Here is a 15490-nt window from a genome sequence, read left to right as displayed (position 1 = left end):
GTATGACGCGGCCAGTCCGGACCCGGCCCAACCGAACCCGGCGGCCCCGCGTGACCACCCTTCCGCAGCTGATCGCGAACGCTGTCGAGACCAATCCCGACGGCGCGGCGCTCGTCCTCGCCGACGGCACCGGTCCGTTGGAACAGGTCAGCTACGCCGATCTGGACGCCTGGTCCAGCCGGTTGGCCCGAGCACTCATGGCGCGGGGTATCGGCCCGGAGGATCTGGTGGCCGTGGCCATCCCGCGTTCCCTGGACGCGGTACTGGCCGTCTGGGCGGTCGCGAAGACGGGCGCGGGTTTCGTACCGATCGATCCCGCTTATCCGTCCAACTGGATCGCGCATCTGCTGGTCGATATCGGTGCCGTCTACGGCCTGGCCGTGTCGTGGGTCCGCAACGAACTCCCCGACGAGATCGAATGGTTGCACGTCGATACGGTCGACGCCGCCCGGACACTGGAACAGTTCTCCGCCGAGCCCGTCACCTATGCCGACCGGATCCGCCCGTTGCGGGCCGAACACCCCGCCTATGTCAGCTACGCCAGCGACGGGGAGACCTCGCCCGACGGCGTCGTCGTCACCCAGGCCGGCCTGTCCGGTCTGTGTTCCGAACAGCAGGGCCGCTATCGGGTCGAACCCGAGGACCGCACGCTGAACTTCGCGCCGCTGCCCTCGGATTCGTCCGTACTGGAACTGCTGCTCGCGCTCGGTGGCGCCGCGACCATGGTGGTGGTGTCGCCGCTGGTGTCCACGGCCGACGAACTGACCGAACTGCTGCGCCGCACCGGGGTGACCCACGCATACCTGACTCCCGAAACCCTGCAGGTTGTCGATCCGGCCGGGCTCGACGAGCTGGGTGTCGTGATCGCCGGGCGCCGGCCGTGCCCGCCCGAACTGGTGTCGCGCTGGGTGATTCCGGTCGGCGGGGGTTCGACCAGGGTGCTGTACCAGGGGTACGGGCCCGCCGAATCCACCGTCATGACCAATATCAGCACGGCGCTGACACCCGGTGGACCCGCGACCATCGGTGCCCCGATCCGCGGCGTGACGGCCCATATCCTGGACGAACAGCTGGCACAGGTGCCCGACGGCGCGGTGGGCGAGCTCTACCTCGGCGGCCCGCAGCTCGCCCGCGGCTATCACCGACGGCCCGGACTGACCGCGCAACTACTCGTCGCGGATCCCCACGCCGGCGACGGATCCCGGCTCTTCCGCACCGGTGACCTGGTATGCCGCGCCGGTGACGGTGAGATGGAATTCGTGGGCCGGATAGAGCTGCCGGCCATACAGCAGGAGGCGCTGGACGCCGCGGTGTGGCCTGCCGATACCGAGCCTCCGCCCGCTACGGAGCCGGCGGCCGAAACGGAACCCGAGCCGGCCGGAACAGCGACCGATTTCGAACGGAGCCTGCCGATCCGCGAGACGCCGGCCGAACGGCCGGATCGTGCGGTCGAACCGGAGCAGCCGGCCGGCGGTGCCGGTCACGGATACGGGCTGCCCCAGCGCGACTCCGGTGGCGCGGACGCGGTGGCCGAACTACCCGCGCGCCCCGATACCGACAGCCGGCTGGCGTCCGAGAAACGTGATCTGGAGTTGCCCGGGCGCGGTTATCTGGAGATGCCCGACCGTCAGCATCCGCTGGGCGGCCGCGGTGGGCGGACCGCGGACATATCGGAACAGCCCGCCCCCGAGGTGGTGGAACCGGAAGCGCAACGGTCGCCGGAGGCCGCCGCCGATACCTGGCTGAGCGGCGGCTACCAGTTGCCCGCGCCGGTCGATTCGCCGACCACTCGCGGGGGGTCGTTCCCGCCGGTCGGTGGTGACGCGCTGGCGTTCTACGAGAACACGCCGGAGCGCCCGGCACCGTCCGAGGCGGCCGCGAACCGGGCCCCGCGGCCCGCTGTGCGGCCGGAGGAATTGCACGCCTCCGATTTCCCGTTCGGCGCCCGCGAGACCGATTCCCCCAGCCCGCTGTGGCCGCGTCCCGGCGGCGATCCGGTCGTGGCGGCCGAATCGCCGGCGCCGGAACCGATACCGAGCCGGATCACCGAGTCGGTGCGGCGTCCCGCGTCCATCCCGCTCTCCCCGGGCCAGTTGCGGCTGTGGGAACGTAACCGGTTCACGCCCGAAGAAGGCTCCGATACTGTCATCGCCGCGATGACGCTGACGGGCACCCTCGACGCGACGGCCATGCAGGCCGCCGTCGCCGATGTGGTCGACCGGCACGAAACTTTGCGCACGGTGTATCCGGAGGTCAGTGGCGTACCGCATCAGGTGGTCCTGCCACGGGAACAGGCCGTACCGGAAGTGGTCGCCGAACCGGTCGGCCCCGCCGAACTGGCGGGCTGGCTGTCCGCGTTGTCCCGGACCGACTTCGACGCCGCCGACCCCGAACAGGTGCCGGTGCGGTTCGCCCTCGCCGAAACGGGTCCGCGGGAACATGTTGTCGCGGTGGTCGTGCACCGCATTCTCGCCGACGAAGTATCGGCCGGGCTGCTGCTGCGCGATCTGCTGCGCGCGTTCCTGGGCCGGCGCAACCGGTCGCGGCCGCTGTGGCAGCCGCTGTCCGTGCAGTATCTGGACTATTTCCTACGCCGGCGGGCCGAACTCGGCGAGGTCACCGATGCGAGCTCGCTCGCCGCGCGGCGGCTGGCGTTCTGGCGGGAATACCTGGCCGGATTACCGCCGCGCCTGGAAATCCCGGCCGCGGCCCCGCGCTCCGGCGCCACCGGCCACGGTGTGCACAGTTTCGAGATCGGCACCCGGACCCATCGGCGGATCGCCGATATCGCCCGTCGCGGCGACGTATCGGAATTCATCGTGGTCCGCGCGGCGTTCGCGGTGCTGCTGGCCCGTTCGGCCGCGGTCGCCGATATCGTGCTCGGCAGCTCGGTGCGCGGCCACGACGAACGCGAACTCGACGATGCCATCGGCCCCTACGCCAATACGGTGGTGCTGCGTACCCGGATCGACCCGGCGGAATCGTTCCTCGACCTGGTCGCCCGGGTGGCGGAATCCGATCGCGGCGCCTTCGCCCACGCGGATCTGCCCTTCGAGATCCTGGACGCGGTGATCGGCGGCGGCGCACCCCTGTTCGATATCGCGATATCGTTGCGGCACAACGATATTCCGCGACTGGAGATGCCGAGCCTGGCGACCGAGCCGATCGATATCGCGAGTACGTCCGCGGAATGCCTGCTGCGGCTGGTCATCGATCCGCATCGCGCGCCCGACGGTTCGCCGGACGGGATCGCGGCGGCATTCCACTACACCGCGGCTCGATTCGATGCCCCCACCGTCGCCGAGATCGCGCGCCGGTTGCAGCGGGTGCTCACCGTCGCCGGTGGTGATCCCGACGGTCCGGTCGGGGATATCGACCTGCTGTCGCGGGCCGATCTCGACCGGTTGCTGGTGGTCTGGAACGACACCCGATACCCGGTGGCGCCGGATCTGCTGCTCGACGGGTACCGCCGCACCGTCGCCACCCGCCCCGATACGGTGGCGGTGGCCGACGTGGAAACCGAGCTCACCTATCAGGAACTCGACGCCCGGGTGAACCGGGTGGCCCGGCGACTCGTCGCCGCCGGGGTCGGCACCGAAACACCGGTGGCTGTCGCGCTGCGGAACTCGCCCGACCTGCTGGTGGCGATCTACGCGGTGCTGACCGCCGGCGGGGCCTGCCTGCCACTGGATCCGGACGATCCGGCCGCCTGGAACGCGCAGGTCATCGATTCCGCCGGTGCCGCCTGCGTACTCGTGGGCCGGGCGGACGAACCGCGCCTGGCGGCGGTGACCGGAGCGCGACCGGGGATACCGCTGCTCCTGATCGACGACGACGAGCTCGCCGGGTACTCGGCCGACCCGGTACGGCCGGAGGAACTGATCCGCCCGGTGCGCCCGGGCAATACCGCATATCTGCTGTGCGCATCGGTTTCGCCGGACGGGCCGGAGCTGGCGGCGCTCTCGCACAGTGCGATCAACAACCAGATCACCCTGATGCTCGCCCAGCACCCGATGGGTTTCACCGACGTCTATCTCCAGCAGAACCCACCGACCCGCGACACCTCGCTGTGGGGGACCTTCCTGCCGTTGCGCGCGGGCGCGGAACTGGCCCTGGCTCCGGCCGGAACCGGAGATCCGGAGCGGATCGCGGCGACGATCGCCGCACGCGCTGTCACGGTCACCGATTTCGGGCCCGACGAACTCGCCGCATTCGCCGGCCACGCCGATCCGGGTCCGGTGCGCAGTCTGCGCGAGGTGTTCGTGACCGGTGGGCCACTGGCCCCGGAGACGGCCGCGACGGTGCGGCAACGGTGCGGTGCGCGAGCACAGAATCTGTACGGAACCTGCGAGACCGCCGTATCCGCGACATCGTGGCCCGCGGCCGGCTCGGCGGATCGGTCGGTCCCGATCGGGCTGCCACAGTGGAACACCCGGGTGTACGTTCTGGATTCGCGGCTGCGACCGGTCCCGCCCGGGGTACCCGGTGAGCTGTATCTGGCCGGTGACCAGCTCGCCCGCGGGTATACCGGCCGGCCGGACGCCACCGCGGACCGGTTCGTGGCCAACCCCTTCGGATACGGCCAGCGCATGTACCGGACCGGAGATCTGGTGCTGTGGCACGAGGTCACCGCCGGTACACCGCAGCGACTCGAGCATCTGGGCCGGACCGACGGCCGGTTCGGCTACCGGGGTCATCGGATCGATCCCGCCGCGATCGCGGCGGCGCTGCGCGCCCTGCCCGGTATCGCCGACGCCGCGGTACTCACCCGCAGCACGGGGCCGGTCGTATCGTCTGCCGCACGGCCCGGCGCGCGCCTGGTCGCCTATGTGGTGCCCGAGCAGACCGGAGCCGAGCCGGACCTCACCGGGATCCGCGCCGCGCTCACCCGGATACTGCCGGTGCAGTTGGTGCCCGCGGCTTTCCACGCGATCGAGCGGATTCCGCTGACCGGCGCCGGCGCACCCGACCGCGCCGGGCTCCCGGATCCGGACGGCATCGCGCCCCTGCCACCGGATCCGGGTCCGTGGGCCGGGGATATTCCCGCCGAGCCCGTCGGTACCCCGACGGCCCCGGAGCCCGAACCGCCGGCGGATCCGGCAGTGGCCGCCACCCCCTCGCCCGAGGTCTCCGCCGGTGCCGCGGCGGAGTCGTTCGCCGCTACCGCGCCGGAGGCCACCGGTGCGATTCCCGCCACTCCGACCGCCGCCCGGCTGCTGGACAACCCGGTCCCCGGTGTCGAGATCCGGTCGGTCGTGCTCGAGTTGCCCGCCGACCAGCCGCTGAGCCGTACCGAAGCGGCGGTGCGATCGCTGGTCGCCCGGCATCCGATGCTGTCGGCCCGGCTCGACACCGGCGATCGGCCACCTACGCTGCGGATTCCGCCACGGGAGCAGCGCGGCGACCGTCAGTACTGGTGGCTCGGACCGGAATCCGGCGAGAACACCGTCGCCACCGACGATGTGGTGCAGGCGGCGGCCGACGCACTCGACCCCGCGTCCGGCCGGAACATCCATTTCGTCGTGACCGGTTCCGAGCCGGAACGCCGGCTCGTGGTGGTGGCCAACGGACTGGCGGTCGACGATCGTTCGTGGCGGATCATCGTCGACGAACTGATCGCCGGCTGGACCGCCGCCGAGCTCGGCGCGGCCGCGCCGGAGAGCAAACTGACGCAGCTGGCGCACGCCCTCGACGCGCGCGCCCGATCCATCGAACTGCTGGACGAATCCGGCTGGTGGCGGCGCAACCTGGCCGGCGCCCAGATCGCGACCCCGCTCGGGACCACCGATCTGCGGCCCCGGCGCCGGGTCTCGCTGGCCATCACCGCCGAGGGCACCTCGGCCGTGACCGCCGCGGCCGATGCCTATCGGGCCACCGTGCCCGAGGTGCTGCTGACCGCCGTCGCTCTCGCGCTGCGTACCGCGGAACAGGGCACGGTGGCCCGCGCGATCGGCTCGCTGGTGCGCTGTGTCGCCGACGCCCGCTCGTTCGCCGCCGGAACCGGTGATCTGGTGGGCGGTTTCGGCACCGAATTCCCACTGTCGGTGCGGATCGTCGATATCGATACCGCCGAAGCCCTGGTCGGGGGACCCGCGGCGGGAATCGCACTGTCGCAGATCCGCGATCTGTTCCGGTCCGTTCCCGACGGTGGCGCGGGTTACGCGCTGCTGCGATACCTGAACCCGGAGACCACCGCCGAATTCGCCGCCGCCGAATCGGGCCGGCTCACCCTGCGCTACCGGGATCTGCGTCCGGCCCGGGTCCATACCGACGGCCCGGCCGACGGTGTGCCGCTGGTGCTCACCGTCGACGCCACCGACGACGGCCTGCTGTGCCGATTCGACTACGCGACAGAGGTGTTCGCCAGCGAGGATGTGAAGACCTTCGCCGAGCACTGGGTCCGCGCGCTGGGCGGTCTCGCCGAACACGGGCTGCGCCCGGACACGGGTCGTACAGACCCCGCCCCCGCACCCGAACCGGAACCAGTGCGGGAAACCCCGGACGCCGAGGTCACCTCGCTGCTTCGTCCGGTTACCGGCCCACCCGATTCGGCCGGGTTCGCCCCGGAGCGCAGTGCCGCACAGCAATATTCATCCGCCGAAGATCCGCAAACCGGTGGGGTCGGTGCCGCGTCCGGTGGGTTGCCGCGGCGTGGGTCTACCGCAGGTTCGGTTTCGGGCGCGTCGGGTGCCGTGTCGGGTGGGCTTCCGCAACGCTCGTCCGGTGATCCGGATGCGGGTGAGGTGGGTGGTGGCCTACCGCGGCGTGGGTCTACCGCAGGTGCGCTCCCGGGCGTGCCGGATTCCGCCTCCGACGTGCTTCCACAGCGCGGATCGGGCGTGGATCGACAGTCGGATGCCGAGGACGCACCCGGTACCGGTGGGCTGCCGCAGCGCCGGTCCCGGTCCGCCGAGCCCGCGCCGGCCGCGGAGTTCGAGTCCGGAGCGTCCGCGTCCACCGGTTTGCCGACCCGCCGACCCGCCGGCCCGGCGGGTTCGACCGCCGAGCCGGGCATTCGGGCCCGGTCCGACGCGAGCGCGCTGCCGCGTCGTGACGCCACGCCGGGCACCGGGGCGGGCCCGGGCGAGCTCGACGCGGATTCGCCGTCGCTGCCGCAGCGCCGTCCGCAACCCGGAGACGACCACGCCCCCGTATCGGATGCCGGCCCGGGCGCACTCCCGCGGCGCCGCCCGCCACTCGAATCGCCGTCGGCGCCGGCCGACGAGGCCCCCGCTCCGAGCGGTGTACTGCCGCAGCGCCGTGCGCGGTACGACAGTGGTCCCGCCGCCGGTCCAGTGCCTGCCGACGGCCCCGATACCTCGGCGTCCCGGTCTCGTTCCGGGGACCGGGACGGGTCCGTTCCGAACTCGGCACCGGTCGACGGTGCCGACCGGCCGCCGCTCGGATTGCCCCGGCGCCGCTCCGGAACCGCCGGAGCCCCGGAGCCGATCGGTACGGGCGCGGAGCCGGACTCCGCCGCCGCGGCCCAGGGTGGGCTGCCGCAGCGCCGTTCCCGGCTCGACAGCGGATCCGCCGCGGAACCGGTGGCAGCGGCCGCCGATCCGCCGTCGCTGTCGTTGCCGCAGCGCCGGCCGCGGTTCGGTGCGCAGCCCGACGCCGAACCCGCGGCGACCACGTCGGAGTCCGCGGATGTGCTGCCGCGCCGGGATCCGGCATCGGCCGAGCCACCCACGTCCGCCGGAACGGATTCGGATTCAGGGCTCCCGGGGCTGCCCCGGCGCACATCCCGGCCCGCCGCCGGACTCGCCGATCTCGCCGATCCCGCGCGGGACCCGAGTCCGGGTGCGCTGCCGCAACGCGGGACCCGGGATCGAGTGGAACCGGAATCCGTGGTGGAGTCCGCGCCGGCGCCACTTCCACAGCGCCGCCCGAAACCGCTCCGGGACGAGACGGGATCGGACGGGCCCCGGGACTGGACTCTGAAGCGTTCACGGGCCGCGAAGCCGCCGGAGCCCGAACTCACCGCTGTCCCGGAACTCACCGCTGTCCCGGAACTCACCGCTGTCCCGGAACTCACCGCCGATCCGGAACTCACTGCTGTTCCGGAGCTCACCGCCGATCCGGAACCCACCACCCTGCTGCGGCCGATCGCCGACGTGGAGACCACCGCGTACATGTCGCCGATCGTCGATCTCGGCGCACACGACGATCAGAGCACGCTGCTGTCGCTGTTCGACGAACAGGTGACCCGCACGCCCGCCGTCCCGGCGGTCCGGCAGGGCGCGCGGGTGCTCAGCTACAGCGAACTGGACCGTAAATCCCGGGCGCTGGCCGTGGAGCTGATCCGCTTCGGTGCCGGGGCGCAGACCCTGGTCGCGGTGGCCATGCGTCCCGGTATCGACCTGGTGGTCGCGGTCTGCGCGGTACTGCGCGCCGGTGGCGGTTACGTACCGGTCGATCCCGGCCGGCCGGCCGGGGAACTCGACGAGTTGCTGGCGGCGGCGGCACCGATCTGTGTGCTGAGCACCTCGGACGAGGGGGTCACCACCGGTACCGGTATCTCGGTCGTCGCCATCGATCTGCTCTATCTGGACCTGCCCGCCGATCCGGCCGCGGACCCGATCGTCGCCGCCGACGATCTGGCCGATATCCGTTTCGTCCCGGGCGGGGTAGCCGGTGTCACCAGTACCCATCGCCAGCTGGTCGAGCGATTGCGGCGGGCCCAGCGCAGCCATCCCTACGATTCGGCCGATCTGGTACTGCACGCCGCGCCGGCCGTTACCGATATCACGCTGTGGGAGCTGTTCCGCCCGTTGCACCACGGTGCCCAGATCCTGATGCCCGATCATCCCGGCCGGGCCGCCGACCTGTCGCGTTCGATCACCGCCAACAGGGTGACGGTCGTGCACGTGGTGCCATCGCTGCTCGACCGGTTCCTGGATTCGGTGACCGACGGTGGCGGCCGTGCCGCCCATCCCAGTCTGCGGCGGCTGGTCGTGGACGGGGCGGCGCTCCCACCGGGTGGGGTCGAACGGTTCATGACGTTGCTGCCCGGCGCGGAACTGGTCATCTGGTACGGCCACAACGAGACCGGTGTCATCACCGTGGGCTCGGTCGGCGGGCGCCCGGTCACCAACGACCGGGTGTACCTGCTCGACGAACAGCTGCGTCCGGTCCCGCCCGGCACCGTCGGGGAGATGTACATCGGCGGACCGCAGCTGGCCCGCGGTTATCATGGCGTCGCCGGGGAGACGGCGGCCCGGTTCGTCGCCACCGGTGGCGGTGGGCGGCTGTACCGGACGGGGGACCTCGTCCGCCGGCGGGACGGTGTGCTGGAATACCTCGGGCGTGTCGAACGTGTCGGCGGGTCGCTGATGAGCGGCTCCCGCCGGGGCGGGCATGATTGACCCCGGTACGGAGTGTTCCGGAGCACAGTGCGGACGGGCATTCGTAGCGAATCGCCACAGCGCGCTCGACCGGAACGAGATATTCGAGCAACGCTACGGTAACGATATGTCCGCAAAGTACGACTACAGGTACAGAAGCGCCGGGGCGGGCGAAGCCTGCCCGGCTACTGTGAGGCGTTCGGGACCTGGAGCCGGTTGTTGCGGTGCGGAAAGAGCCCGGATGAAAATTCGAGACGAAGCGAAGGTGCGAAATTGATACGTCGACTCACCCGGCGTGGCGGTAAGCGCGCCGCGGCGATGGTCGCGGCCACAGCAGTGCTGACCGGTGTGATGACGGGGCTCGGCGGTAGCACCGCCGGAGCGGACCCGATCATCGAATCCAAAACCCTGCTGGCCGATCCCACCGCGCCCGACGGGTCACGCATCGTCAAGGCCGAGTACAAGGACGACCGCAGCCTGCGGCTCTACGTCAACTCGGTCGCCATGGACAAGGACATCATCGTCGACGTCCAGCGCCCCGCCGATGCTTCCGAGCCCCGGCCGACGCTCTACCTGCTCAACGGCGCGGGTGGTGGCGAGGACTCGGCCTCCTGGCAGGCGCAGACCAACACTCTCGAATTCCTGTCCGACAAGAACGTCAATGTCATCCAGCCGATCGGTGGCTCCTGGAGCTACTACACCGACTGGATCAAGGACGATCCGGCTCTCGGCCGCAACAAGTGGAAGACCTTCTTCACCGAGGAGCTCCCGCCGCTGGTCGACGGCGCGCTGGGCACCAACGGTGTGAACGCCATCGCCGGTCTGTCCACCTCGGGCACCACCGTGCTGGCCCTGCCGATCGCCAAGCCCGGTCTCTACAAGGCCGCCGCCGCCTACAGCGGTTGCGCCCAGACCAGCGACCCGGTCGGTTCGGAGTTCGTGAAGCTCACCGTCAACACTTGGGGCGGTGGCAACACCGACAACATGTGGGGTCCGCAGGGCTCGCCGGAATGGGCCGCGAACGATCCGTACGTCCACGCCGAGGGGCTGCGCGGTCTCGGCCTATACGTCTCCACCGGTAACGGCCTGCCCGGCCAGTGGGACACCCTGAACGGCCCGCATACCCTGCCCGGTGCCTACGGCCTGGCCAACCAGGTCCTCGTCGGCGGTGTCATCGAAGCGGGCACCAACTACTGCACGCACAACCTGAAGACCCGGCTGGATTCCCTCGGTATCCCGGCGACCTTCAACTTCCGTGATTCGGGCACCCACTCCTGGGGCTACTGGGAAGACGAGTTCAAGGTTTCCTGGCCGGTCCTGGCCGGCGGCCTGGGCATCTGATCCCACCCGCTTCGCTCACGCCCGTGCCGGGGCGGCCACGTGCCGCCCCGGCACGGGCGTTTTCGCGCCCTGGGGTGCTGCTCCCGCGAGCCCAGGGAACGGCCGGCCGGAACCCGCGGCACGAGAAAACCTCCCGGCCCGAGTTCGGGCCGGGAGGTTGCCGGGTGATTCCGTGCCGTCCGATCGGCAGTGGCCGGGGCCGTGTCTACTCCGCGAAGACCGCTTTGCGCTTGCCGAGCATGGCGCCGGCGCCCTCGAAGAAGTCGGGGGACTGCAGCAGTTCCACCTGTCCGGCCTTTTCGTCGGCCAGCGCCGCGTCCAGAGCGGTCAGGGTGGCCCGGTTGAGCGCCTTCTTGGTGAGTTCGAGCGCCCGGCGCGGACCGTGCGAGATCTTCTCGGCCGCGGCCTCGACGGCTGTGTCCAGTTCCTCGGTAGTCGCCAGGACTTCGGTGAACAGTCCCTCCGCATGTGCCGCGGGGGCGGGTAGGCGTTCGCCGAGCAGCGCCATCCGCGCCGCCAGCGGGCGTCCGGCGGCCGCGGCGACCAGGGCGGCGGCGCCGCCGTCGGGCATGAGGCCGATATTGATGAAGGCCAGCAGCAGGTAGGAGTCGGCTTCGGCGTAGACCAGGTCGGCGGCCAGCGCGATACCGACACCCACTCCGGCGGTCGCGCCCCGGAGCCGCACGATCACCGGTACCGGTAGGTCGACGACGGCGCGGACGAGCCGGTTGGCGGCATCCATCACCTGGTCGGGGGTGATACCGCGGGCACCTTCCGCGGCGCTGGCGGCGAGGTCGGCGCCGGTGCAGAAATCCCCGCCCTCACCGGTCAGTACGACCACCCGCACCGCTTTGTCCTGTGCGGCGGCGAGGAATGTATCACCCAGTGCGACCATGGAGTCGTAGTCGAGCGCGTTCTTGCGTTTGGGCTTGGTGAGGGTCACCCGCAGTACACGGCCGTCCTGCACCGCGGCGAAACCCGTCGGCTGTGTTTCGGAGGGTACGGGGGAATCTGTGTTGACCATGCGCGCTCCATCGGGTGCGGTCCGGTGCCAGCCGGGCGGCGAATAGCGGTTAACGTTGCGAATTGTGGTTAACTTAGGTTGACTTGTCGGGCGCTGTCAACACCGGCGGCGCCGCCGAGGCGAACGGAGAATGCATGGTCGCGGATAGCAGCCGGGTGGACCCGGTGCGCGTACGTCCGGCCGACCGTGGCAACGGCCAGGGCGGGCGGCGCCGGCCCAAGGACCGCAAGGTGCAGATCATGCGCGCCGCGGCCCGGGCCTTCAGTGAGCGTGGCTACTACCCGGTCGGGGTCGACGAGATCGCCGCCGAGGTCGGGATCTCGGGTCCCGCACTCTACCGCCATTTCGCCAACAAGTACGCCCTGCTGGTCGCCGCCGCGGAAGAAGGTGCCCGGCAGTTGCTGGAGGCCGCGCGCGCCGCGGACGAGCCCGGGGCGAGTGCGGACGAACGCCTCGACGCCCTGATCCGGGCCGTCGCCGAGCACACCATCGAGATCCGCCGCGAGGCCGGTCTGTACCGCTGGGAGGGCCGCTATCTCGAGCAGCCCGATCGCGCCCGGATCCGCACCCTGTACAACGAGATCAACGACACCTTCGCCGCGCCGATCGAACAACTGCGTCCCGGCGCCCCGCCGGAGGACATCGCACTACTGGCCGCGGCCGTGCTCAGCGTGATCGGCAGTATCTCGGCTCATCGCACCGCGCTGTCCAGTGCCAAATTGCTCCCGTTGCTGCACGATATGGCCTGGTCGATCGTGCGCGCCGACCTACCACCCGCTCCCGGAGCCGGTGAGCCGAACAACGCCCCGCGCGGTCTGCCGGTGACCTCCAAACGGGAGCAGCTGCTCACCGAGGCGATCCGGATCTTCGGTCGCCGGGGCTATCACGAGGCCAGTATCGAGGAGATCGGCGCGGCCGTCGGAATCAACGCGTCCAGCGTCTACCGGTACTTCAGCAGTAAATCCGATCTGCTGGCCGCCGCCTTCCATCGCACCGGTGACCGGCTGGCGTTCGCCATCACCGAGGCGCTGGCCGAGGCGAGCGGCCGCGCCGACGCGGTGGACAAGATCGCCGACCGCTATGTCCGGCTCAGCTTCACCATGCCGGAGATCATGCCGGTGTACTACGCGGAGTTCCCGAACCTGCCTCCGGCCGAACAACACAAACTCCGGGCCATCCAGCGGCAGAACGTGCACGAATGGGCCAATCTGCTCGACGGTGATCCCATCGAGGCCCGCTTCCGGGTGCATTCGGCGATCGGCCAGGTCATCGATGTGGGCCGGTTGATCCGCTTCGATTCCCGGCCGCAGCACATGGTCCGGGTGCATGCCCTCATGATGGCCGCGCTGCTCGGGTCTCCGACCGCCTGATCGAGCCGGCCGGGCCACTGCGCGCGGTCCGGCGCCGAACAGGTGCCGCCGCGGAATCCTGTCCATCGGTTCGTGCATTCGGGGCGGTGACCTCGTCCTACTCGGTTCACCGCCCCCTTCGATTCCGGATGCCCGGGACAGGGTCTTGACCTTGCCCCAGGGGTAAGGTTCGAGGATCTGTTCCATGAACGAAATGGAACAGGAACTCGCGGAATTCGTGGCAGCTTCGGCGACGGGACTCGGGGTGCCGGGCGTGGCGGTGGGCGTCTGGGCCGGCGGCCGGGAGTATTTCGCATGCCACGGTGTGACCAGTGTGGACAACCCGCTCCCGGTCGATCGGGATACCGGCTTCGTGATCGGGTCCGTGAGCAAGACGTTCACCGCGACCGCGCTCGTGCGGCTCGCCGACCAAGGGCTCGTGGAGCTGGACGCCCCGGTGCGCCGCTACGTTCCGGAATTCGCCGCACCCGGTGTGGCGGCGCGCGATATCACGGTGGCGCAGCTGCTGAACCACACCGCGGGTCTGGAATGGAAACTCGGTGCCGATACCGGCGAGGGCGCCGATGCCCTGGCCCGGCACGCGGAGTTGCTCGCGGCGGCGCCGCTGCTCGCGGAACCGGGTACTCGGGCGTCCTACAGCCAGGCGGGATTCAACCTGGTGGGCCGGATCATCGAGAACGTCACCGGCGCATCCTTCGAAAGAGCCGTTCACGCCCTACTCTTCGAACCCTTGGGCCTCACGGGCAGTTGCTACGCACACAACGAGGTGATGACCCGGCGATTCGCGGTGGGGCACAACACGGCCGCCGACGGCACACCGGCGGTGGCGCGGCAGTGGAAGGACAGCCGCGCGGACAATCCCGGCGGTGGCGCGGTGTCCTCGGTCGGTGATCTGCTGCGGTGGGCCCGATTCCACCTCGGAGACGGCCGGACCGCCGGCGGCGAACAGCTGATCTCGGCCGGGGCACTGCGCCGGATGCGGCAGCAGACCGTGGAACTGCGTGGGAGCACGCTGGGCGACGCCTTCGGGACCTGCTGGTTTCTGCGCGAGATCGACGGTGCGGCCACCTTCGGGCACGGGGGGTCGGGTAACGGCCAGTTCGCGGACCTGCTGATCGTGCCGGAGCGGGATTTCGCCGTGATCGTGATGTCCAACGCGGGGCCGGATGCGGGCCTCGAATTCGATCGCGGCGTGGTGCGGTGGTCGCTGGAGCATTTTCTCGGTGTGGTGGACCGCGATCCGGAACCGCTGCCCCATGACGTGGTGCGTGCGGCGGAGGTCGCCGGACACTACGAGAACGAGATGATGCGGCTCACCCTGGAAACGGACGGATCGGGGATGACGATCGGCTGTGCCGTCAAACCGGAGGTTCGCGCCGCCGCGGGGTCCGAACTCCCGCCGGATCTGCCGCCCGCTGCCCTGGGGCTGCTCCCCGGCGGTACCGACGAATACATCGTGACCACCGGTGGCCTGATCGGGCAACGCGGGTACTTTACCCGGGACGCGTCCGGTGCCGTGCTGGCCATCGATCTGGCCGGCCGGACCTTCCCCCGGACCCGGTGACAGATCCGGGTCGCGCGGCGGCTGTCGAAAGGGAAACACCGTGATCACCATCGGTCAGCTCGCGCGATACGCGGGCGTCACGACCAAGGCCGTACGCGTCTACCATGAGCGCGGCCTGCTTCCCGAGCCGCCGCGCGACTCCTCCGGCTACCGGCGCTACGGGGCCGCGGACGCCGTCGAACTGGTCCGGATCGCGACGTTGGCGCGGGCGGGTGTACCGCTGGCACGTATCAGCGAGCTGCTCGCCGCCGACCCCGGCGAGTTCGCTGCCGCGGTCGCCGAGATCGATGCCGCCCTGGTCGAACGCGCCGAGGAGATCCGGCGCACCCGTGCCCGGATCGCCGAGCTGGCGGAAGGGGACCGGCTCTTCGTCACCGCGGAGGTCGCCGGGTATCTCGATCGGTTGCGCGGACTGGGTGCCAGTGTGCGGGCCGTTCGAATGGAACGCGATATCTGGATCCTGCTGCAATCGGTATCGCCGGAGCAGGCCGCGGAGTGGGTCGCCGATAAACTGGACGCGCTCGACGATCCGGAATTCGGCGTCCTGTATCTGGATTTCGATATCGCCTTCGACTGGTCGCCCGATGATCCGCGACTTCCCGGCCTGGCGCAGCGCGCAGCGCGCTGGATGACCGAGCGCGGCGTCGGTGCGACTCCGGCGCTGGATCCGGAACTCCTCCGTCTGGTCACCGGTTCGATCGGCAATACGTCACCCGCCTGGGATCAACTCACCCGGCTCGCCCGGCACTCCGATATCTGACGGCGAGCAGTACCGCTCGCCGTGAGCTGCGAGCGGTACTGCCGGTGGTCACAGCGTGGGTACCGCGGCGGTTTGCAGTCCGCG

At 70.5% G+C, this 15490-nt stretch carries 6 protein-coding genes; 5 read left to right on the top strand and 1 reads right to left on the bottom strand.

The features are described 5' to 3' along the window. Window positions 1-50: 50 nt before the first annotated feature. Window positions 51-9368 carry an AMP-binding protein gene (locus ACWEWT_RS23260; RefSeq protein ID WP_452561894.1) on the top strand — a complete coding sequence of 3106 codons (9318 nt, stop codon included), beginning with the start codon at window positions 51-53 and terminating at the stop codon, window positions 9366-9368. A 330-nt stretch (window positions 9369-9698) separates the two neighbouring features. Beyond that, a complete protein-coding gene (locus ACWEWT_RS23255; RefSeq protein WP_452561997.1) occupies window positions 9699-10688 on the top strand; it encodes an alpha/beta hydrolase in 990 nt (329 codons plus the stop codon). Window positions 10689-10893: 205 nt separating this feature from the next. Here ACWEWT_RS23255 and ACWEWT_RS23250 read toward each other — a convergent pair whose 3' ends face one another. Beyond that, window positions 10894-11712: an enoyl-CoA hydratase-related protein gene (locus ACWEWT_RS23250; RefSeq protein WP_452561892.1), complete on the bottom strand. Its 819-nt coding sequence runs from the start codon at window positions 11710-11712 to the stop codon at window positions 10894-10896. A gap of 134 nt (window positions 11713-11846) precedes the next feature. Here ACWEWT_RS23250 and ACWEWT_RS23245 point away from each other — a divergent pair, with 134 nt between their 5' ends. From ACWEWT_RS23245 to ACWEWT_RS23235, 3 genes are all read left to right on the top strand, one after another. Then, window positions 11847-13082 (top strand): TetR/AcrR family transcriptional regulator, encoded by a 1236-nt coding sequence (locus ACWEWT_RS23245; RefSeq protein ID WP_452561891.1) that lies wholly within the window; start codon window positions 11847-11849, stop codon window positions 13080-13082. A 184-nt stretch (window positions 13083-13266) separates the two neighbouring features. Then, window positions 13267-14646, top strand: a complete 1380-nt coding sequence (locus tag ACWEWT_RS23240; protein ID WP_452561889.1) for a serine hydrolase domain-containing protein — start codon at window positions 13267-13269, stop codon at window positions 14644-14646. Between the two features lie 40 nt (window positions 14647-14686). After that, on the top strand, window positions 14687-15406 hold the full coding sequence (locus tag ACWEWT_RS23235; RefSeq protein ID WP_452561888.1) for a MerR family transcriptional regulator: 720 nt from the start codon (window positions 14687-14689) through the stop codon (window positions 15404-15406). Window positions 15407-15490: the final 84 nt, after the last annotated feature.

The sequence above is a fragment of the Nocardia sp. NPDC003963 genome (assembly GCF_053605105.1).
This window is presented reverse-complemented; position numbering and strand designations above follow the sequence as displayed.

Bases quoted from the DNA above. Each gene is read 5' to 3' on its own strand.
- ACWEWT_RS23250 (WP_452561892.1), bottom strand. From the start codon at position 11,712: ATGGTCAACACAGATTCCCCCGTACCCTCCGAAACACAGCCGACGGGT.
- ACWEWT_RS23240 (WP_452561889.1), top strand. From the start codon at position 13,267: ATGAACGAAATGGAACAGGAACTCGCGGAATTCGTGGCAGCTTCGGCG.
- ACWEWT_RS23245 (WP_452561891.1), top strand. From the start codon at position 11,847: ATGGTCGCGGATAGCAGCCGGGTGGACCCGGTGCGCGTACGTCCGGCC.
- ACWEWT_RS23255 (WP_452561997.1), top strand. From the start codon at position 9,699: ATGACGGGGCTCGGCGGTAGCACCGCCGGAGCGGACCCGATCATCGAA.